Raw genomic sequence first — 18,854 nt, forward strand, 5'->3', positions numbered from 1 at the left:
CCAAGACCTTTGCTGCACGTGCGTTCCCCCTCGCACTGCCCGACACTCACATCATCCCGGAACACCCACGTCATCCGGGAAGGGCCTGGGCCAGAACTTCGTACAGGCGCGGGTTGGCCCAGTAGGCGCCGTGGGCGGCGGACACCGGCTGTCCATTGTCCACCTCCACGTCCCGTACCCGGGAGCCGAAGATCGGGGAGCCGAGGAAGGAGAGCAGGTCGCGGGGGTCGTACACGTTGAGCCAGGCGGGGAAGTGCGCGGGCAGGCCGGTGCCGTAGGGGCGGGAGGGGAGCGCGTCGAGTTCGTAGAGGAGCGGGGCCTGGGAACCGACGGTGATCAGCTGGGTGACGTGCGGTGTGAGGGACGGGTGGGACGCCAGCAGGTCGAAGCCGATGACCCCGCCGAGGCTGTGGCCGAGCAGCACCACGGGTGCGGGCAGGGTGCCGGCCAGATCGGCGACGTAGGCGCGGACCGCCTCGCCGCGGACGAGGTAGCTGAGGATGTCCCCGGAGAAGCCGAGCGAGTGCTCGCTGATCGTGCCGCGCCTGCTGACGACGAGCCGTGAGCCGCCCGCCCGCTCGGCCAGCCGTGCGAAGGCCCCGAGCGAGCGGCCGACGACCTCGGCCAGGCCGCGCTCGTCGCCGCCGAGTTCGTCGGTGACCGCGTCCACCGCCGCGTCCCGCTCCGCCACCGGTACGGCGCCCGGGCCCTCCGGCAGCCGGGCGAGCGCGCGGGCGACGAGCGAGCGGCCCGTCAGCCGCGGCAGGCCCCGCCCCGGCCCGCCGCGGCCGTCGTCCAGGGCGTTGCAGGCGGAGCGGAAGACGCTGGAGGACCGTAACTCGCGCAGTACGTCGTCCAACTGCCCGGCGAGTCCGGCGGCCTCCCACGCCTCCCGTACGGCGGGCGCCTCGGCGAGCCCCGACACCTGCTTCCACAACCGCTGCCCGGCCGGGACCGCCCCCGGAACGAACACCCCCGGCGCCTCGGCGGGCCCGCTCGGCCCGCTCAGGGCGAACAGGGTCAGCTCCGCGTCCGGCTCGGCGTACAGCAGCGCCCAGCGGGCCCGTTCCTCGTCGTCCGGCGCCCGCCTCGGGGTGGTGTCCGTCTTCTGCGGGCGGTACCCGGGGATCGACGCGCCCTCCGCGCGTAGATACGACCCGAGCGCCGACCCCCAGTCGCACTCGGCGACGGCGACGTCCGGCCGTATCCGCCCCAGCCCTGCGCGTACGGTCCGCAGCGCGGCGGCGTAGTCCGGGGCTCGCACACCTGTTCCATGGATGAAGAGCACGCTGGTCATGGGGCCTCCGGGGGGCGGGTCCGTGGCGGGTCCGTGTGGGTGCGTGGCGGGTCCGTGGAGGGGCCGCGGCGGGTCCGTGCGGGTCCGAAGGATGGAGCCTGCCGGATCACCCCGAGGCCCACAAGAGGGGGACGGGACTACGCGGGAGCGTCACCCGTGCCGGCGCCGTACCGGACGGTGACGGAACCGGGGAGGCCGTCGGCGGTGACGTCTCCGACGGTCGCGGCGGGCAGCCCCTGCCCCCGCAGTGCCTCGACCAGGCCCTCCGCGCCGCTCTCGGGCACGGCCAGCAGCAGACCGCCGGAGGTCTGCGCGTCGAAGAGGAGCGTGGCCAGCGCTTCCGGAACGGACGCCTCCACGCTGACCGCCTCCCGGAGCCGGTCCCTGTTGGCGCGGGTGCCCCCGGACACGAAGCCCCGTTCGACGAGGTCGGAGGCCCCGGGCAGCAGCGGTACGGCCGCCGCGTCGACGGTCGCGGCGAGGCCCGCGGCGCGCAGCATACGGTGCAGATGGCCGAGCAGGCCGAACCCGGTCACGTCGGTCGCCGCGCGGACCCCGGCCGCCAGGGCCGCCGTACTGGCACCGGCGTTCAGCAGGGTCATGGAGTCGACGGCCGCCCGGACGACGTGGTCGGCGGCGGCGCCCTGCTTGAGCGCGGTGGAGACGGCACCGGTGCCGATCGCCTTGCTCAGGACAAGCCGGTCACCCTCCCTGACGCCGTCGATCGTGAAGAGGCGGTCGGGCCGGGCGAGTCCGACGACGGCCATGCCGTACTTCGGCACCGGGTCGTCGACCGTGTGCCCGCCGACGACGGGGCAGTTCACGGACGCGGCGATCTCGGCCCCGCCGCGCAGCACCTCGCCCAGCATCTCCAACGGCAGGTCGCTGCCCGGCCAGGCGGCCAGGTTCACCGCGATCAGGGGCGTACCGCCCATGGCGTACACGTCCGACAGCGCGTTGGCCGCGGCGATCCGGCCCCAGTCCCACGGGTCGTCGACGATCGGCGTGAAGAAGTCCGTGGTCAGCACGATCGCCCGCTCGCCATCGAGCCGCAGCACCGCCGCGTCGTCCCCCTCGACCGCCCCGACGAGCAGGTCCCCGGAGGCCGCGGGGAACCCGGCCGTCAACGACGAGAGCACGTCCTCGAGCTTGCCCATGGGCAACTTGCACGCACATCCCCCACCGGGGGAGAGGGCGGTCAGGCGCGGAGCCTGGGTGGTGGCCCCGGGGGTGGGGCTGGGGACGGGCGGCATCTGCCCTCCGATGGCCGTGGGGGCGGCGGTCCGGGCCGAGAGCCACGCCAACGCGCCACCTCGGCGAGGGCCACGCTACAGGGCAAACAGGAACACGCGACGAAGCCACCGGCCCACGAAGCCCCTACGCACCCCCACCGCCCTTCTTCTCCGCCACCTTCGTCATCCAGCCCTGACAGCCCCACCGAACAAGGCCCCCGACACCGAGCGCCACAAAAACGGCGCCCCAGTCGATGACGTGCGGCAGCCCGGGGAAGAACGCGAAGAACCCGAGCGTGAGGACGACACCGACGACGAACGCGGCGACACCGATCCGGCGACGGAGCGCTAGCCAGGCCGGATCCGTTGTCTTCCCCGTCTTCCCCTCATGCTGTTCGATCATGGAACGACTCACTTCGTGATGTGGTGGCACTGACTCACACGGCGCACACCGTTGACGTTCAGATGAGCGCACGCCTTGCCATAACGAGGCAGCCGCTGCCGAGGGCCGCGACGAAGGCACAGTCGACACCGGCGTTCTGGTACGTGATCTTCAGATGAGCACCTGGCGCAACGCCGGTCCGTGCGGCCGGATGTGGGGGCAGAAATGCGGGGACGTCTGATTCGTTCAAGAGAACGGCGACCACCGCGTCCTACCGTTTTCCCCATGAACCCCACCGACACCGGAACACGCCACCTCAGTGTCCGCATCGACCGCACCGTCGACGACGTCTACGCCTTCGCGTCGGAGCCGGCCAACATGCCCGCGTGGGCCCATGGGCTGGGTGGGTCCATGGAGAAGGTCGGCGATCAGTGGGTCGCGGAGTCGTCGCCGTTGGGGCGGGTCGTGGTTCGTTTCGTGGCGCGCAATGAGCTGGGGGTGCTCGACCACGACGTCACGCTGCCCTCCGGCGAGACCGTCTACAACCCGCTCCGGGTGATCGCCTGCGGGACGGGGAGCGAGGTCGTGTTCAGCCTCCGCAGGCGGCCGGGGATGAGCGACGCCGACTTCGAACGTGACGCCGCCACGGTCATCGCCGACCTGGCCCGGTTGAAGGAGTTGTTGGAGTCGGCCTGAGTAGAGCCGAGCAGAGTCAAGCCGCGCCAGGCATAAGAAAAGACCAGCGTCTCCGCTGGTCAAGGGCTGCTGGCGCCCCCGGCAGGACTCGAACCTGCGGCCAAGCGCTTAGAAGGCGCCTGCTCTATCCACTGAGCTACGGGGGCCTGGTGTGGTGGCCTCTGTCGTGGTGCCCGGGTGTGGGCTGATCCTTGACGTTGCCGGGGACAAGGATAGGGCTCCCGGATCCATGTCCCTGTCGCTTCCCCTCCGTGGCTCGATGTGGAGGTTCGGTGAAGCGGTCCTGATAATCGCAGGCAGGTACGAATCGTGCATCGCTTTTGGCGCCGTGCGTCTCGGGTGTTGTGCACTCGTTATGCCTCGCCTGTGTCCATGTCCCGGTCGTCCCTTCCGTCCCTTCTGTTCCATCGGCACGCAGACATGTCTATATGCTTCAGAATTCCCCTAAAATTGGGCATTCTTCGCATGTGGTGACCTTGGACGTACGGCCTCAGCTGCTCGACGCACTCTCCGCCCTGCGCGACCGTGTCGCCGCCGCACGCTTCCCGCTGCCCCTGGCGGGGGCTCCACGCGCGCGTGCCAACCGCGACGAACTACTCGCCCAGCTCGACGACTACTTGGTGCCCCGCCTGCGGGAACCCGAAGCACCCCTGCTGGCCGTCGTGGGAGGCTCCACCGGCGCCGGCAAGTCGACGCTCGTGAACTCCCTCGTGGGGCGGCGGGTCAGCGAGGCGGGCGTGCTGCGGCCCACGACCCGGACACCGGTGCTCGTCTGCCATCCGGAGGATCATCACTGGTTCAGCGGCATGCGCGTACTGCCCGACCTCACGCGCGTGTGGGTGCCCCAGCGGGAGTCGGCCGACGACCTCCTCCTCCCCGGGGAGGACCCCGCGCGCGTCCTGCGCATCGAGACCGCCGACACCCTCCCACCCGGCCTCGCCCTCCTCGACGCCCCCGACATCGACTCCCTGGTGGCCGACAACCGCGTCCTCGCCGCCGAACTGATCTGCGCCGCCGACATCTGGGTCATGGTCACCACGGCCGCCCGCTATGCCGACGCCGTGCCCTGGCACCTGCTGCGCACCGCCAAGGAGTACAAGGCCACCCTCGTCACGGTCCTCGACCGCGTACCCCACCAGGTCGTCTCCGAGGTCTCCCGCCAGTACGGGGCGCTGCTCACCAAGGCCGGACTCGGCGACGTACCCCGCTTCACCGTGCCCGAACTGCCCGAGTCGGCCTGGGGCGGCGGACTCCTGCCCGCCACCGCCGTCGCACCGCTGCGCACCTGGCTCGTCCACCAGGCCCAGGACCCCGCCGCCCGCCAGCACTCCATGGCCCGCACCGCGTACGGCGTCCTGGACTCCCTCAAGGCCCGCATGCCCGGACTGGCCGGTGCCGCCGCCGCGCAGTACGCCGCCGCCCTGCGGCTCACCGGCGCCGTCGACACCGCCTACGACAGCGAACACTCACGCGTGCGTGGCCGCTTGCAGTCCGGCGCCGTACTCGCCGGGGACGCGCTGAAACGCTGGCGCGCCTTCCCCCTCGACTGCACCGCGTCAGAACTGCTCGACGCCTTGGTGGAGAGCCTGTGCGAACTGCTTCTGTGCGCCGTCACCGCCGCCGACGAACGCGTCGACGACGCCTGGCGGCGCGAACCGGCGGCCGCCGCCCCGGAACTGACCCCACAGGAGTCCACCACCGACACCGTCGAGCACCGCATCGGGATGACCGTACGGCGCTGGCGGCGCGAGGTGGAGGAGTACGCCGAGGAAGAGGTCCGCGAACTGGACCGGAGCATCGCACCCGACCCCGAGGTGATCGCCGCGCTGGTCGTCACGGCGCTGCTCGGCGGCCGACGGGCGCGCAGCGCGGGTGAGGGGCTCGCCGAGCGGATCGGCGCCCATGGCGCGCTGCGGCTGCGTGACCGCGGCGGGCGGCTGCTCATCGACTGTCTGGACCGGGTGATGAACACCGAGCGTGAGCGGCGTCTCGCCCCCCTCGACGCGCTCGAGGTCCACCCGGAGCCGCAGGCCGAACTCATCGCCGCGCTGTCCGTACTTCAGAAGGAGAGGTGACCGGTGACCGCCGTCACTGACCAGGACCACACGGAGCACACGGACCACATGGATCACACGGACCACGTCGAGCACGGCAAGGACGGGGAGCAGGCCGCGCATTCCGGCCACTCCGACCGCGGTGGTGATCCCGGGAACGCCGCTCGTGGCGAGGAGGCGGCGGAAGCCGACGCTCCGGTCTCCGAGGACGAGCGTGCTGGGGAGAGTGGCGCCATGGGGGAGAAGGACGAGCGCTCAGAGGCCGCCCCGAAGGAGGACGACCGCCCGGCGGAGCGGCCTGCGGAGCGGTCCGTCGAGCGGTCCGTCGAGCGCCCTGCGCCGGTCTCCGTCGAGCGCTCTGTGGACCGTACGGCGGAGAGGTCCGAGGAGCGTCCCGCGGACCGCCGCAGAAGCCGCCGGGCGGAGGGCCGCCGAGCCGAGGCCGCTTCCCCGCCCGCTGCCCCTGTCGCATCCGCCGCGCCCGCCGCCCCCGTCCCGGACGACGCGGAGGCCGCGGACGCCTGGGACGACGGGCTGATCGCGCGGAGGGTGAACGAGGACGCGGCGGCCGAGCAGGCGGCCGTCGTGGAGACGCGGGCGCCCGGGCCGCGGAGCGTGCCGCCATTGGCGTACGACGGGGCGTTGCGGTCACGGCTGGACGCCATGCGCGAGCTGGTCGGCCTGTCGCGGACGCGGCTGGACAGCCGCACGCTCGCCGAGGCGGGCCGGGTGCTCGACGAGGCCGCCGCGCGGCGCAGGCTCTCCGGTCAGCACACGGTGGTGGCCGTCGCGGGCGCCACCGGCAGCGGCAAGTCCCAGCTCTTCAACGCGCTCGCCGGGGTGACCATCTCCGAGACCGGTGTACGACGGCCCACCACCGCCTCGCCCATCGCGTGCAGTTGGAGCGACGGCGCCGCGAGCCTCATCGACCGGCTCGGCATCCCCGGACGGCTGCGCCGCCGCCCGGTGCAGAGCCCGGAGGCGGAGGCACAGCTGCGCGGGCTGGTCCTGGTGGACCTGCCCGACCTCGACTCGGCGGCCGTGCAGCACCGGGAGCAGGCGGAGCGGGTGCTGGCGCTGGTCGACGCGGTCATCTGGGTCGTGGATCCGGAGAAGTACGCCGACGCCGTCCTCCACGAGCGCTATCTGCGGCCGATGGCCGGTCACGCGGAGGTCATGTTCGTCGTGCTGAACCAGATCGACCGGCTGCCCGGGGAGGCGACCGAGCAGGTCCTCGACGATCTGCGGCGGCTGCTCGACGAGGACGGCATCGCCCTGGGGGAGTACGGCGAACCGGGCGCGTCCGTGCTCGCGGTGTCCGCGCTGACCGGGGACGGCCTCGCGGAACTGCGGGAGGTGCTCGGCCAGTTCGTGACCGAGCGCGGGGCCCCTGCGCGGCGGGTCTCCGCCGACCTGGACGCCGCCGCCGTACGGCTGTGGCCCGTGTACGCCACGGGACGCAGGACCGGGCTGAGCGAACGCGCGCGGGACGAGTTCTCCGCGCGGCTCGCCGACGCCGTCGGCGCCACCGCCGCCGGTGAGGCCGCCGAACGCGCGTGGCTGCGGAACGCCAACCGCGCGTGCGGCACGCCGTGGCTGCGGCTGTGGCGCTGGTACGAGGAGCGGCGCGAGCCGTCCACCGGCCGGTTCCCGCAGCGTCCGCAGCCGGAGGAGGAGGCCACCGCACGGCAGCGGGTGGAGCAGGCGGTGCGGACGGTCGCCGACCGGGCGTCTGCCGGGCTGCCCGCGCCCTGGGCGCAGGCCGTGCGGGAGGCGGCGGTGCGCGGCTCGCAGGGGTTGCCGGAGGCGTTGGACGAGCTGGCGGCGCGGGCGGGGCTGCCTCCGGGCCGGCCGCCGAGGCCGGGCTGGTGGCCCGCGGCCGTGCTCGTGCAGGCGTCGATGACGCTGCTTCAGGTGATCGGGGGACTGTGGCTGGTGGGACAGATCGTCGGGGTCATGGCGCCGAATCTGGGGGTGCCGGTGCTGCTGATGGTGCTCGGGATCGTCGGCGGTCCGCTCGTCGAGTGGAGCTGCAAGATGGCGGCCCGGGGACCGGCCCGGCGGTACGGGCTGGAGGCGGAGCGGCGACTGCGGGACGCGGCGGCCGGGTGCGGGCGGGCCCGGGTGCTCGATCCGGTGGCGGCGGAGCTGCTGCGGTACCGGGAGGTGCGGGAGCAGTATGCGCGGGTGATGGGGGCGGAGACGGTGGGGGTGTCGGTGTCCGGCTCCCGGTGAGGCGCCCTTCGGGGTCACCCACTGGGGTGACGAGGTTGTCCACAGCTGGGGACCGGTCCACAGGGCTCAGCGGGCCCGGCTCGACGGAGGCAGTCTGGCGGTGCGGCGAACGCGACGGACGCGGTCGCCCCGCCAGAGGCAGCCGTACGGGACGGGCCCGTCGGCGTATCCGCCCACCCGGCGCGAGCGGTCGGGTGGGGAGGGAGGGGACAACGATGAACGAGACGGTGATCTGCGTGGTGGGCAACGTGGCGACGCAGCCGGTGTACCGGGACCTGGCGTCGGGGCCGTCGGCGCGCTTCCGGCTGGCGGTCACCTCGCGGTACTGGGACCGCGAGAAGAGCACCTGGACGGACGGGCACACCAACTTCTTCACGGTGTGGGCCAACCGCCAGCTCGCCACCAACGCGGCGGCCTGTCTGTCGGTCGGTGAGCCGGTCGTGGTGCAGGGCAGGCTGAAGGTACGGACGGACGTGCGCGAGGGGCAGAACTGGACGTCGGCCGACATCGACGCCCTGGCGATCGGCCATGACCTGGCGCGCGGGACCGCCGTCTTCCGCCGCACGCCGGGCAGGACGGAGACGCCGCCGGGAGCCACGACGGCGACCACCGCTCCGACGCCGCGACAGCCGGAGCCCAACTGGGAGACGGCGGCGCCGAGTTCGGAGGAAGACCAAGAGGTCGCCCAGGAACCGCAGTTGGTGACGTGACACCTGACCGGCAGCTGACCGAAGTGTGGCTTATCGGTGAATGCGCACCGAACAACCCGGGTGGATTTGTCGATAAGCCCTGCTCACGACCGGTCTCCGCGATAACGATTCCGATTCGGATCGGTTGGCTGACGGGATCTCTGGGAAGCGCGGTGCGACCACGTACCTAGGATGCCGGGAACAGCACTTGGGGCTACTGATTCTGCTGGTGGGACCGCACCCCCCATGTCAACGGGTCCTGCTCGAAAGGGAATTCCGTGCTTTCTTCGCTCTCGCTGCCGTTCTCGCGGTCGGCACTGTCCGCACCGACGGCACCGCTCAGGCGGTCGGCGTGCCGACGGCGGACGGTACGCCGTGCGGCCGGGGCGGCGCTGGTCGCCGGGCTCGTCGCCATGGGTGTGACGGCCAGTGCGGGCACGGCGGCGGCGGAGAGCGGGACGACAGCGGCCAGGGGCGGGGCGACAGCCACCATCGGCGGACTGAAGACGTACGGCGCCGCCGTGGTCCACACCGAGACCGGGGACCTGGAGGTGTCGGCTGGCCTGTTCGAGATGTCCGTCGAGGGCGGCGGCACCCTCCAGACGTACTGCGTCGACCTCCACAACCCCACCCAGAAGGACGCCCGTTACCACGAGACGCCGTGGAGCGGCACGTCCCTGGGCACCAACAAGGACGCGGGCCGGATCCGCTGGATTCTCCAGCACTCCTACCCGCAGGTGAACGACCTCGCCGCGCTCGCACGGAAGGCGGGCATCCGCGGTGGCCTGACCGAGCAGGACGCGGCGGCCGGTACGCAGGTGGCCATCTGGCGCTACTCCGACGCAGCGGACGTCGACGCGGTCGACGCCGAGGCCGAGAAGCTCGCCGACTACCTGGAGAAGAACGCCCGGGCCGTGAGGGAGCCCAAGGCGTCCCTCACCCTCGACCCGCCCGCGGTCTCCGGCCGCCCCGGCGGACAACTCGGCCCGGTGACGGTGCGCACCGACGCCGACATGGTGACGGTGACCCCGCCGGCGAACGCCGTCACTAGCGGCGTACGCATCGTCGACGCGGACGGTGAGCCGGTCACGTCGGCCAGGAACGGCGACCGCCTCTTCTTCGACGTGCCCGAGGACGCTGCGGACGGCACGGCGGAGCTGACGCTGAACGCCAGCACCACCGTCCCGGTCGGCCGCGCCTTCGCCTCCGAGAGCCGCAGCCAGACGCAGATCCTGGCCGGGTCAAGCGAGTCGACGGTCTCCGTGAAGGCCACCGCGACCTGGGCGAAGACCGGCGCCATACCCGCGCTGTCCGCACGGAAGAACTGCGCCGAGGGCGGCCTGGACATCACCGCCTCCAACGTCGGCGACGAGCCCTTCACCTTCGACCTGATGGGCATCGAGCACAGCATCGAGGCGGGCGAGACCCGCACGGTGACGGTCCCCTTGCAGGAGGACCAGCCCTACGACCTCACGATCACCGGCCCCGGCGGCTTCGAGAAGCGCTTCACCGGAAACCTCGACTGCGAGACCCAGGGCGCCGACACGGGCATCACCACCCAGACTCTCACCGAGCCCACCCCGGCCGTCAGCACCCCCACCGACGACCTCAACCTCGCCGCCACGGGCTCCTCCAACGCGACCCCCCTGATCGCGGGCGCTGCCATCGCCTTCGTGGTGATCGGCGGCGCGGCCCTGATCCTCGTACGCCGCCGGAACGCTCCGTAACGAGGACCGCTCGAACGACACACCACTGCCTCGACGCGTCCCAAGACGAAAGGGGCAGGTCAGCCGCCCCGGCCCAGACGGGTTTCCCCCCAGGGGTAGCCGTCAGGCAAGATGGGGTGTATCTGCCCACTGCCAGATTCAAGCTGCCGGACGGTTTCTCTTGGCTGAGTTCATTTACACCATGCGCAAGGCGCGCAAAGCGCACGGCGACAAGGTGATCCTCGACGATGTCACCCTGAACTTCCTGCCGGGGGCGAAGATCGGCGTCGTCGGTCCGAACGGTGCCGGTAAGTCGACCGTGCTGAAGATCATGGCGGGGCTTGAGCAGCCGTCGAACGGGGACGCGTTCCTGTCGCCCGGGTACAGCGTCGGCATCCTGCTCCAGGAGCCCCCGCTGAACGAGGAGAAGACGGTCCTGGAGAACGTCCAGGAGGGCGTCGCCGAGATCAAGGGCAAGCTCGACCGGTTCAACGAGATCGCCGAGCTGATGGCGACGGACTACTCCGACGCGCTGCTCGACGAGATGGGCAAGCTCCAGGAGGAGCTGGACCACGCCAACGCGTGGGACCTCGACGCCCAGCTGGAGCAGGCCATGGACGCGCTCGGGTGCCCGCCCGGGGACTGGCCCGTCACCAACCTCTCCGGTGGTGAGCGCCGCCGCGTCGCGCTCTGCAAGCTGCTGCTGGAGCAGCCCGACCTGCTGCTGCTCGACGAGCCCACCAACCACCTCGACGCCGAGTCGGTGAACTGGCTGGAGCAGCACCTCGCCAAGTACGAGGGAACCGTCGTCGCCATCACCCACGACCGGTACTTCCTCGACAACGTCGCCGAGTGGATCCTCGAGCTGGACCGCGGGCGTGCCTACCCGTACGAGGGCAACTACTCCACGTACCTGGAGACCAAGGCCACCCGTCTCAAGGTCGAGGGGCAGAAGGACGCCAAGCGGCAGAAGCGGCTGAAGGAGGAACTCGAATGGGTTCGCTCCAACGCCAAGGGGCGGCAGGCCAAGTCCAAGGCGCGGCTCGCGCGCTACGAGGAGATGGCCGCCGAGGCGGAGAAGATGCGGAAGCTGGACTTCGAGGAGATCCAGATCCCGCCGGGGCCGCGGCTCGGCAACGTCGTCGTGGAGATCAACAACCTCAGCAAGGCCTTCGGGGAGAAGGTCCTCATCGATGACCTGAGCTTCACGCTGCCGCGCAACGGGATCGTGGGCGTCATCGGCCCCAACGGCGCCGGCAAGACCACGCTGTTCAAGATGATCCAGGGGCTCGAGACTCCCGACTCCGGTTCGATCAAGGTCGGCGACACCGTCAAGATCTCGTACGTCGACCAGAGCCGCGAGAACATCGACCCCAAGAAGACGCTCTGGGCCGTCGTCTCCGACGAGCTGGACTACATCAACGTGGGGCAGGTGGAGATGCCCTCGCGGGCGTACGTCTCCGCCTTCGGGTTCAAGGGGCCGGACCAGCAGAAGCCCGCCGGGGTGCTCTCCGGTGGTGAGCGCAACCGGCTGAACCTCGCGCTCACCCTCAAGCAGGGCGGCAACCTGCTGCTCCTCGACGAGCCGACCAACGACCTGGACGTCGAGACGCTCAGCAGCCTGGAGAACGCGCTGCTCGACTTCCCCGGGTGCGCCGTGGTCGTCTCCCACGACCGGTGGTTCCTGGACCGCGTGGCCACGCACATCCTCGCCTACGAGGGTGACTCGAAGTGGTTCTGGTTCGAGGGCAACTTCGAGTCGTACGAGAAGAACAAGATCGAGCGGCTTGGGCCGGACGCCGCCCGTCCGCACCGGGCGACCTACAAGAAGCTGACTCGGGGCTGATCTTGCGGCACATCTATCGCTGCCCACTGCGCTGGGCGGACATGGACGCGTACGGGCACGTGAACAACGTGGTGTTCCTCCGCTATCTGGAGGAGGCCCGGATCGACTTCCTGTTCCGCCCGGACAAGGAGTTCAAGCAGGGGTCGGTGGTGGCGCGCCACGAGATCGACTACAAGCGGCAGCTCGTCCACCGGCACCACCCGGTCGACATCGAGCTGTGGATCACGGAGATAAGGGCCGCCTCCTTCACGATCTCCTACGAGGTCAAGGACGGGGACGTCGTCTATGTACGGGCCTCGACCGTCATAGTGCCGTTCGACTTCGAGACCCAGCGGCCCCGCCGGATCACCGGCGAGGAGCGGGAGTTCCTGGAGGAGTACATGGACGGCGCCGAGGAGGCCGTCGCCGCATGACGGTGCTGCACCTCGCCGACGACGGGGAGGCCGCGGACCTCGCGGCCTTCCTCTCCCGGTTGCTCCACTACGACCGTGGAGCGGCGGTCCGTCTCCAGGCGGCGGGCACGGCGCTCGCCGTCTTCGGGCGGCCCCCGTCCTTCGAGGTGCTGGCCGTCCGCACGGCCCGGCTGGCGAAACCGTACGAGAACGGCCTCGACGCCGTCCTCGACGTCACCGTGTCCGCCGGGGAGTTCCTGGAGGGCGTCGACGAGGCCGCCGCCACCGTCGGCGTGCCGACGGCGGTGACCGGGCCGCCCTGGGCGGGGGTGCTGCCGCCGCGCGGCGGCTGGCGGGAGGAGCCGGGGCTGCCCGGCCCCGACGCCCTGCGCGCCCTGGTCGGGGCCGGGGTCGCCGAGTTCCGGGCGCGTACCCGGGAACTGCCGGAGGAGCGGCGTACCCGGGCCGAGCTGGACCGCATCGGGCGGGAGATCTGGTCCCGCACGGTCGCGGAGACGGGCCTGCCGGTGCGGGCCGTGCACGCCGCGCAGTCGCTGGGCTTCCTGCGGGCCGCGGCCGGGCGCGCGGACCTGGGCCTGTTCTCCTCCGGGGCCTGGCTGCGGCTCCGTACGCCCTACGGGTCCGTCGCCGTACGGCGGGTCGGGAGCGGGGCGCTGGGGCTCAGCGTCCGATGAGCCCCGGGCGCGCGTCCGTGCCGCTCACCCGACCATGACCACGGTCAGTCCGCCGTGTTCACCATCGACGCCGCCGCGTACGTCAGATAGCGCCACATCTGTTCCTCGTGCTCCTCGGACAGACCCAGCTCCTCGACGGCGACCCGCATGTGCTTCAGCCAGGCGTCGTGCGCGGCGCGGTCGACCTTGAAGGGCGCGTGGCGCATCCGCAGCCGGGGATGCCCGCGCTGCTCGCTGTACGTCGTCGGACCGCCCCAGTACTGGATCATGAAGAGGGTCATCCGCTCCTCGGCCGGGCCGAGGTCCTCCTCCGGGTACATCGGCCGCAGGATCGGATCCTCGGCGACCCCCTGGTAGAAACGGTGGACGAGCCGACGGAAGGTCTCCTCCCCGCCGACCTGCTCGTAGAAGGTCTGCTCCTGAAGCGTGCCACGCCGAATCTCATTCACGCCCTCCATGGTCTCAGACCGGGTGGACCAGGACTCAAGGCCTAGGACCCCACCGGATCGGCGGCGGCCGGGCACTCGCCTCCCGGGCGGAAGCGCCGCACAGTGGACTCATGGGCACCCACGCTGTCGGCAACGAACTGGACGACCTCGCCGCGTCGGCGCGGGCCGCGCTGGTGCGGGAGATCGCCGCCGAGGGGGTCTTCGACGGGGACCCGGTCTGGCGGGCGGTGTTCGAGACCGTGCCGCGCCACGTCTTCGTGCCCTACTACTACGTCGGTGTCGTCGGCGGCTTCGAGCGGCGCTGGTGCGACAGCCCGGAGGCGGGCGCGCGGGAGCGCTGGGTGCGCGGGGCGTACGCCGACACCCCGCTCGCCACCCGGCTGCGCGACGGTGAGCTGCTGTCCTCCAGCAGCCAGCCTTCCCTCATGGCGACGATGCTCGTCGAGCTGGAGGTCGCGGACGGCGACCATGTGCTGGAGATCGGCACCGGGACCGGGTACAACGCCGCCCTGCTCGCCCACCGGCTCGGCGACGACGGCCTCGTGACCACCATCGACCTGGAACCGGAGATCACCGACTCCGCCCGGCGGCATCTCGCCGCCGCCGGGTACCGTCCGGCGGTCATCACCGGCGACGGGGCGCGCGGGGTGCCCGAGCGCGCCCCTTACGACCGGATCATCGCCACCTGTGCCCTGCCGTCCGTCCCGGGCGCCTGGATCGCCCAGTGCCGACCCGGCGGGCGCATCCTCACCCCGCTCGCCACCGGCCTGGTCGCGCTGACGGTCCACGACGCCGGGCACGCCGAGGGCCGCTTCCTGAACACCGCCGCCTACTTCGTGCCGCTGCGCGGCGGCGGTACGGCGGACCAGGGGCCGGTGCAACTGGGCGGCGTACCGCGCCGTGGGCGGGAGCACGAACTGTTCCGCTTCCTGCTCGCCCTGACCCGCGGGCGCCTGGACCCGCAGGAGGCCTACGCCCTGTGGGAGCGGGAGGGCGAGCCGGGGCGTGAGCGGTACGGCATCACGGTCGTCGGGGACCGGGAGTGGGCGTGGCTGGACGACCCGGAGGGGCCCTACTCCTGGCCCCTCTCGGGTCCTGCGTCGGCCTTGGCCGAGCCCTGACCCGACCTGCCGCAGGGGCTAGCCCCGGCGGATCGTGATCGTCGTCCAGGCGCCCACGTGCACCCGGTCGCCGTCCTGGAGCGGCACCGGCACGAACGGCTGGATCGGCTCCTCCGAGCCGTTGACCGTGGTGCCGTTCGTCGAGTTCTGGTCGACGATCGCCCAGGTGCCGTCCGGCTGCTGCACCAGCACCGCGTGCTGGTGGGAGACGCCCGGGTCCTCCGGCGGCACCGACAGGTCGATGTCGGGGGTCTCGCCGGTGGAGTGGCGGCGGCGGCCGATGGTGACCTGGTTGCCGGAGAGCGTGCGCTGCTGCTCGGGGGAGTAGGCGGGCAGGTTCAGGCCCGCGGCCTCCGGTCCGGAGCGCTGCATCATCGACATGAAGTAGTCGCGGTCCGGGCCGATGGTCGCCAGCCAGGTCGTCGGTCGCTGCGGGGCGGCGGGGCCGGGCGGCGCCTGGGTGGCGCCGGAGGCGGGGTTCGGGTAGCCGTAGCCGCCGGGGGCACCGGGACCGCCGGGTCCCCCAGGGCCGCCGGGGCCGCCCGGTCCGGTGGCGGACGGTGGGGAGATCACCCAGTCGTCGTCACCGCCGAACGGCGAGCCGCCGGGTCCGCCGCCCGGCTGCGGGCGGTTCGGCTCCTGCGGGAAGCCGGGGCCCGGGTGCGGCGGGGCCTGCGGGCCGGTGCCCGGCTGCTGGAACGCCTGGGGGGCGCCGCCCGGTCCGCCCATCGGACCGTTCGGGCCTCCGGGACCGCCAGGGGCCCCAGGGCCGCCGGGACCGCCCGGACCACCGGGACCGCCCACGCCCGCGGGCGGGGTCGGGCCGGGCGGGGGCGGGACCGGTCGGGAGGGGTCGCCACCACCGAAGCCGCCCGGACCGGAGGGCCCGGGGCCGCCGGGTCCGCCAGGGCCACCGGGGTGGCCCGGAGCGCCGGGGGCGCCGGACGGCGACTGGCCCGGCTGACCCGGGCGCTCGCCACCGAAGAAGCTGGAGGGACCGGAAGGACCCCCGGGGCCGCCGGGACCCCCGGGGCCGGAAGGAGGTCCGGGCGGACCCCCCGGCTCGCCGCCGAACGGCGGGCCCGGGGGGATCGGCTCGGCCGGACGGTTCATCTGCGACGGGCGCGAGCCCTGGTAGTCGTACGAGTCACCGCCCCCGAAGGACGGCGGCGGGCCGCCCGGACGCGGGAAGTTCGGGGCGGCGCCGGATGTCGAGGGGCGCGGGGCGGCCGGGGTGTACGAGGTGGCCGTGTTGGTGAGGAAGTTCCACCGGCACTCCTCGCAGAACGGAGCGCCGCCCTCCCGGGGCGTACGGCACTGCGGGCAGAGTTCGGGTTCGGGGTTCCCCCGGCCGCCGGGCGGCGGGGGCGGTGACTGGCCGGGGCCGGGCGGCGGGAAGCCGTAGCCACCGGCCGGGGGCGGCGGTGGCGGGGGTGGCGGCACGGCACCCGCCATGCGGTGACCGCAGACCTCGCACCAGTCGTCGGAACCCGACTGGTGTCCGTTCGGGCAGGTCGGCATGTCGGCGCTTCCCCCTCTCCTTTCCGGCCGCTTCGACCGGATTTCTCCAACCCCGAGGGGTCAGGCTCAGTCACTTCTTTACACGAACAGTCTTTGTCGACCGAGTTTCGAGTGTCATCTCGTCGGCGTCCTCGACCTTCGCCTTCAGTCGCACAGTACCTGTCGTGGCGTCGACCACGTCCACCACCTTCGCAAGCAGTTTCGCAGTATCCGCGTTGCCGGAGGCGCTGGCGAGCTGAACGGCGCGGCCCAGTTTGGCCGTTGCTCCGTCGAAGTCTCCCGCTTTGCGAAGATCCAGCCCTTGTTGGATGGCCTGTGCCAGTTCGGCCTGCCCCGTGTAGTGGGCGACCTGCGGATTGATCGAGGTGGAGGCCGTCATGTCGTCGGTCCACACGGCCCGTACGAGACCCTGGGCGCCCAAGTTCTGCACCGTACCGTCCGGTTGCGGGATGACCAGGGAGACCCGGGCCGCCAGCATCTCCTGGCCGATCCCGGCGGCCGGGACCTCCACACAGACGTGGTAGTCACGGGACTCGTCGCCCCAGGAACCGGTGGGGTAGTCCCCGGCGCGCGGGCCCGACTCGGTGCGCCGGTCGGTCAACTCCTCGACCGTGGGCGCCACTTGTTTGACGAACTTGATCGTGGTCCCGACCGGGGTCCACAGCCGCAGGGCGACGTCCGCGACCTCCTTGCCCATCGCCGTCTCCATCATCTGCGTGAAGTCGGTGGCGAGTCCGGCCGGGTCGGCGACGATGTCGGCGGTGCCGAGCAGGGCGGAGGCGATCCCTGTGACTTCTTTCACTTCCCAGTCGGTGCCCACGCCCCGCGCGTCACAGGTGAACCGTCCGGCGCAGGCCTCCAGCGACGCCTTCAGCTCCTCCGACGACTCGTGTTCGTTGCGGCCGTCGGTGAGCAGGATGCCGTGCCGGATGGCGACGTCCGCCGACGCCAGCAGCCGGTCCGCCAGCCGCAGCCAGGTACCGATCGCCGTACCGCCGCCCGCGCTGAGCCTGCGCAGCGCCTGCTTGGCCTGGTCGCGGGTGGAGGCGTCGGCCACGGCGAGGCGCCCGCCGCCCGGATAGACCTCCCGCGCCACGTGCGTACCGCCGATCACCGCGAAGTGCACTCCGTCGCGCAGGGTGTCGATCGCCGCGGAGGTCGCGTCGCGGGCGTTGCGCATCTTCGTCGGCGGGTAGTCCATCGAGCCGGAGCAGTCGACCATGACGGCCACGGCCGCGGACGGCCCCTGCCCCGGCGAGTAGAGGTGGGGCGCCGTCACCGCGGTGCCGATGGTGCCGCCGCCGGTGGCGGTCACCGTGACGATGGCGTTGACCTCGCGGCCACCCTCCGGGAGGTACTCGTTCTGGTACACGTCGACCGAGAACTGCGGCACGTTCGACTTCGAGAATTTGGCCATGCCTACTCAGATCCCCCTTGGTCCCCGCCCAGCGCCCCGTGTGCGCCGGGCCGATGACGGTGAGCGGACCGGTCCCCTCCGGCCCGCCCGCGGCTTTGGGCCCTGTGCGGCCTCAGGCCGATCCTGCCCCCTGCGGCGGGGCCGGGAACGGCACGAGTGCCACTGTTACGTTGTCGTGGCCCCCGCCGTCCAGGGCGTGACCGACCAGGACCCGGGCGGCGTGCAGCGGCCGGACGGCGGCGTCGAGGGGAAGGACCCGGGCCATCTCCTCGGCCGCCTCCGCGTAGTTCCACAGCCCGTCCGTGCACACCACCACCAGACCGGGCCGGTCCGGCTTGAAGGAAGCGGTGTGCGGCTCCAGTTCGTAGGCGTCCGCGCCGAGCCAGCCGGTGATCGCGTGGGCGCGTTCGTCGGCGTACGCCTCCGCCTCGTTCATCAGGCCCGCCGCGACCATCTGCGCGGCCCACGAGTCGTCCTCGGTGAGCCGGGCCGGGGGTGCGCCGCGGTCCAGCGGCACCCAGTAGGCGCGGCTGTCGCCGACCCAGCCGACCACCAGCAGCCCCGACGTCACCACCGCGCCGACCAGGGTGCAGGCGGGCGCGTTCTGGTGCGGGGCGTGCTCGCGGGCCGTCGCGGGCTCCAGGGCGAGGGCGTTGACGGCCTGGGAGGCGGCGACGATCGCCTCGTGCATCGCCTGCTGCGGGTGCGTGCCGAGCGGCAGGGCGGCCAGCAGGGACTCGCTCGCCGCCTTCGACGCCGCCAGCGAGGCGTCGTCCGGGCGGGTCGCCGAGGACACACCGTCGCAGACGACCGCCAGCGTCGCGGGCGAGCCGTCGGGCACCGCGGTGTGGCCGATCGCGAACGCGTCCTCGTTGCGGTGGTGCCGCAGGCCGCGGTCGCTCACCGCGGCGGCCGGGCCCACCTCCTGCTCCATGTGGTCGCGTTCACGGGGCTGGGCGTGCCCGCAGTTCTCGCAGTAGCCGTCGTCGTCGACGCGGCCCGAGCGGCAGGCCACGCAGAGCTTGCCGCCGGCGCCGTCCGGCGGCGCACCGGACTCCGCCGCCGCGGCGAGGTCGGCGGCGATACGGGGGTCCGGGGCCTGGAGGGGGTACTCGTCGGGCT

Annotated in this window: 16 protein-coding genes and 1 tRNA gene; 9 read left to right on the plus strand and 8 right to left on the minus strand. The window is 72.4% G+C overall.

The features are described from left to right. Positions 1-70 precede the first annotated feature (70 nt). The 3 genes from KBY47_RS16760 to KBY47_RS16770 form a co-directional block, all read right to left on the minus strand. Complete coding sequence (locus tag KBY47_RS16760; RefSeq protein ID WP_210921928.1) at positions 71-1,297, minus strand: alpha/beta fold hydrolase; 1,227 nt, start codon at positions 1,295-1,297, stop codon at positions 71-73. 137 nt (positions 1,298-1,434) lie between these two features. Then, a complete protein-coding gene (gene selD / locus KBY47_RS16765) occupies positions 1,435-2,550 on the minus strand; it encodes a selenide, water dikinase SelD (protein WP_210921953.1) in 1,116 nt (371 codons plus the stop codon). A gap of 124 nt (positions 2,551-2,674) precedes the next feature. Beyond that, complete coding sequence (locus tag KBY47_RS16770) at positions 2,675-2,932, minus strand: hypothetical protein (protein ID WP_210921929.1); 258 nt, start codon at positions 2,930-2,932, stop codon at positions 2,675-2,677. A 264-nt stretch (positions 2,933-3,196) separates the two neighbouring features. Between KBY47_RS16770 and KBY47_RS16775 the strand changes: the two genes are divergently transcribed. Further along, positions 3,197-3,607 carry an SRPBCC family protein gene (locus tag KBY47_RS16775; protein WP_210921930.1) on the plus strand — a complete coding sequence of 137 codons (411 nt, stop codon included), beginning with the start codon at positions 3,197-3,199 and terminating at the stop codon, positions 3,605-3,607. 70 nt (positions 3,608-3,677) lie between these two features. Here the strand turns inward: KBY47_RS16775 and KBY47_RS16780 are convergent. Further along, positions 3,678-3,753, minus strand: a tRNA-Arg gene (locus KBY47_RS16780). Between the two features lie 321 nt (positions 3,754-4,074). Between KBY47_RS16780 and KBY47_RS16785 the strand changes: the two genes are divergently transcribed. The 7 genes from KBY47_RS16785 to KBY47_RS16815 all read left to right on the plus strand — a co-directional run bounded on the left by KBY47_RS16785 (position 4,075) and on the right by KBY47_RS16815 (position 13,224). After that, the gene (locus tag KBY47_RS16785; RefSeq protein WP_210921931.1) at positions 4,075-5,682 is read left to right on the plus strand and encodes a dynamin family protein; all 1,608 of its coding nucleotides are present in this window, start codon (positions 4,075-4,077) and stop codon (positions 5,680-5,682) included. Positions 5,683-5,685: 3 nt separating this feature from the next. Beyond that, positions 5,686-7,896: a YfjP family GTPase gene (locus KBY47_RS16790; protein WP_210921932.1), complete on the plus strand. Its 2,211-nt coding sequence runs from the start codon at positions 5,686-5,688 to the stop codon at positions 7,894-7,896. Positions 7,897-8,111: 215 nt separating this feature from the next. Then, positions 8,112-8,606, plus strand: coding sequence for a single-stranded DNA-binding protein (locus KBY47_RS16795; RefSeq protein ID WP_210921933.1), 495 nt, complete (start codon positions 8,112-8,114; stop codon positions 8,604-8,606). A gap of 392 nt (positions 8,607-8,998) precedes the next feature. Beyond that, on the plus strand, positions 8,999-10,312 hold the full coding sequence (locus KBY47_RS16800; RefSeq protein ID WP_210921954.1) for a Cys-Gln thioester bond-forming surface protein: 1,314 nt from the start codon (positions 8,999-9,001) through the stop codon (positions 10,310-10,312). 160 nt (positions 10,313-10,472) lie between these two features. Next, on the plus strand, positions 10,473-12,137 hold the full coding sequence (gene ettA, locus KBY47_RS16805; protein ID WP_210921934.1) for an energy-dependent translational throttle protein EttA: 1,665 nt from the start codon (positions 10,473-10,475) through the stop codon (positions 12,135-12,137). 2 nt (positions 12,138-12,139) lie between these two features. Continuing rightward, complete coding sequence (locus tag KBY47_RS16810) at positions 12,140-12,550, plus strand: thioesterase family protein (protein ID WP_210921935.1); 411 nt, start codon at positions 12,140-12,142, stop codon at positions 12,548-12,550. Then, the gene (locus tag KBY47_RS16815; protein WP_210921936.1) at positions 12,547-13,224 is read left to right on the plus strand and encodes a hypothetical protein; all 678 of its coding nucleotides are present in this window, start codon (positions 12,547-12,549) and stop codon (positions 13,222-13,224) included. The genes KBY47_RS16810 and KBY47_RS16815 overlap by 4 nt, the downstream gene beginning before the upstream one ends. 44 nt (positions 13,225-13,268) lie before the next feature. Here KBY47_RS16815 and KBY47_RS16820 read toward each other — a convergent pair whose 3' ends face one another. Continuing rightward, positions 13,269-13,682, minus strand: coding sequence for a globin (locus KBY47_RS16820; RefSeq protein ID WP_210921937.1), 414 nt, complete (start codon positions 13,680-13,682; stop codon positions 13,269-13,271). Positions 13,683-13,783: 101 nt separating this feature from the next. Between KBY47_RS16820 and KBY47_RS16825 the strand changes: the two genes are divergently transcribed. Then, positions 13,784-14,794, plus strand: coding sequence for a methyltransferase domain-containing protein (locus KBY47_RS16825; protein ID WP_210921938.1), 1,011 nt, complete (start codon positions 13,784-13,786; stop codon positions 14,792-14,794). An 18-nt stretch (positions 14,795-14,812) separates the two neighbouring features. On the opposite strand, the gene KBY47_RS16830 is transcribed toward KBY47_RS16825, so the two are convergent. From KBY47_RS16830 to KBY47_RS16840, 3 genes are all read right to left on the minus strand, one after another. Then, entirely contained in the window at positions 14,813-16,315 is a 1,503-nt protein-coding gene (locus tag KBY47_RS16830; RefSeq protein WP_210921939.1) for an FHA domain-containing protein, read from the minus strand. Positions 16,316-16,385: 70 nt separating this feature from the next. Next, complete coding sequence (locus KBY47_RS16835) at positions 16,386-17,732, minus strand: VWA domain-containing protein (RefSeq protein WP_210921940.1); 1,347 nt, start codon at positions 17,730-17,732, stop codon at positions 16,386-16,388. A gap of 112 nt (positions 17,733-17,844) precedes the next feature. After that, on the minus strand, positions 17,845-18,854 hold a 1,010-nt coding region (locus KBY47_RS16840; protein ID WP_210921941.1), incomplete at its 5' end, for a PP2C family serine/threonine-protein phosphatase.

Source organism: Streptomyces sp. B93 (assembly GCF_018070565.1).
GTDB lineage: Bacteria > Actinomycetota > Actinomycetes > Streptomycetales > Streptomycetaceae > Streptomyces.

Bases quoted from the DNA above. Each gene is read 5' to 3' on its own strand.
- KBY47_RS16800 (WP_210921954.1), top strand. From the start codon at position 8,999: ATGGGTGTGACGGCCAGTGCGGGCACGGCGGCGGCGGAGAGCGGGACG.
- KBY47_RS16820 (WP_210921937.1), bottom strand. From the start codon at position 13,682: ATGGAGGGCGTGAATGAGATTCGGCGTGGCACGCTTCAGGAGCAGACC.
- selD (WP_210921953.1), bottom strand. From the start codon at position 2,550: ATGCCGCCCGTCCCCAGCCCCACCCCCGGGGCCACCACCCAGGCTCCG.
- KBY47_RS16835 (WP_210921940.1), bottom strand. From the start codon at position 17,732: ATGGCCAAATTCTCGAAGTCGAACGTGCCGCAGTTCTCGGTCGACGTG.
- KBY47_RS16815 (WP_210921936.1), top strand. From the start codon at position 12,547: ATGACGGTGCTGCACCTCGCCGACGACGGGGAGGCCGCGGACCTCGCG.
- KBY47_RS16830 (WP_210921939.1), bottom strand. From the start codon at position 16,315: ATGCCGACCTGCCCGAACGGACACCAGTCGGGTTCCGACGACTGGTGC.
- KBY47_RS16825 (WP_210921938.1), top strand. From the start codon at position 13,784: ATGGGCACCCACGCTGTCGGCAACGAACTGGACGACCTCGCCGCGTCG.
- KBY47_RS16795 (WP_210921933.1), top strand. From the start codon at position 8,112: ATGAACGAGACGGTGATCTGCGTGGTGGGCAACGTGGCGACGCAGCCG.
- KBY47_RS16770 (WP_210921929.1), bottom strand. From the start codon at position 2,932: ATGATCGAACAGCATGAGGGGAAGACGGGGAAGACAACGGATCCGGCC.
- KBY47_RS16760 (WP_210921928.1), bottom strand. From the start codon at position 1,297: ATGACCAGCGTGCTCTTCATCCATGGAACAGGTGTGCGAGCCCCGGAC.
- KBY47_RS16775 (WP_210921930.1), top strand. From the start codon at position 3,197: ATGAACCCCACCGACACCGGAACACGCCACCTCAGTGTCCGCATCGAC.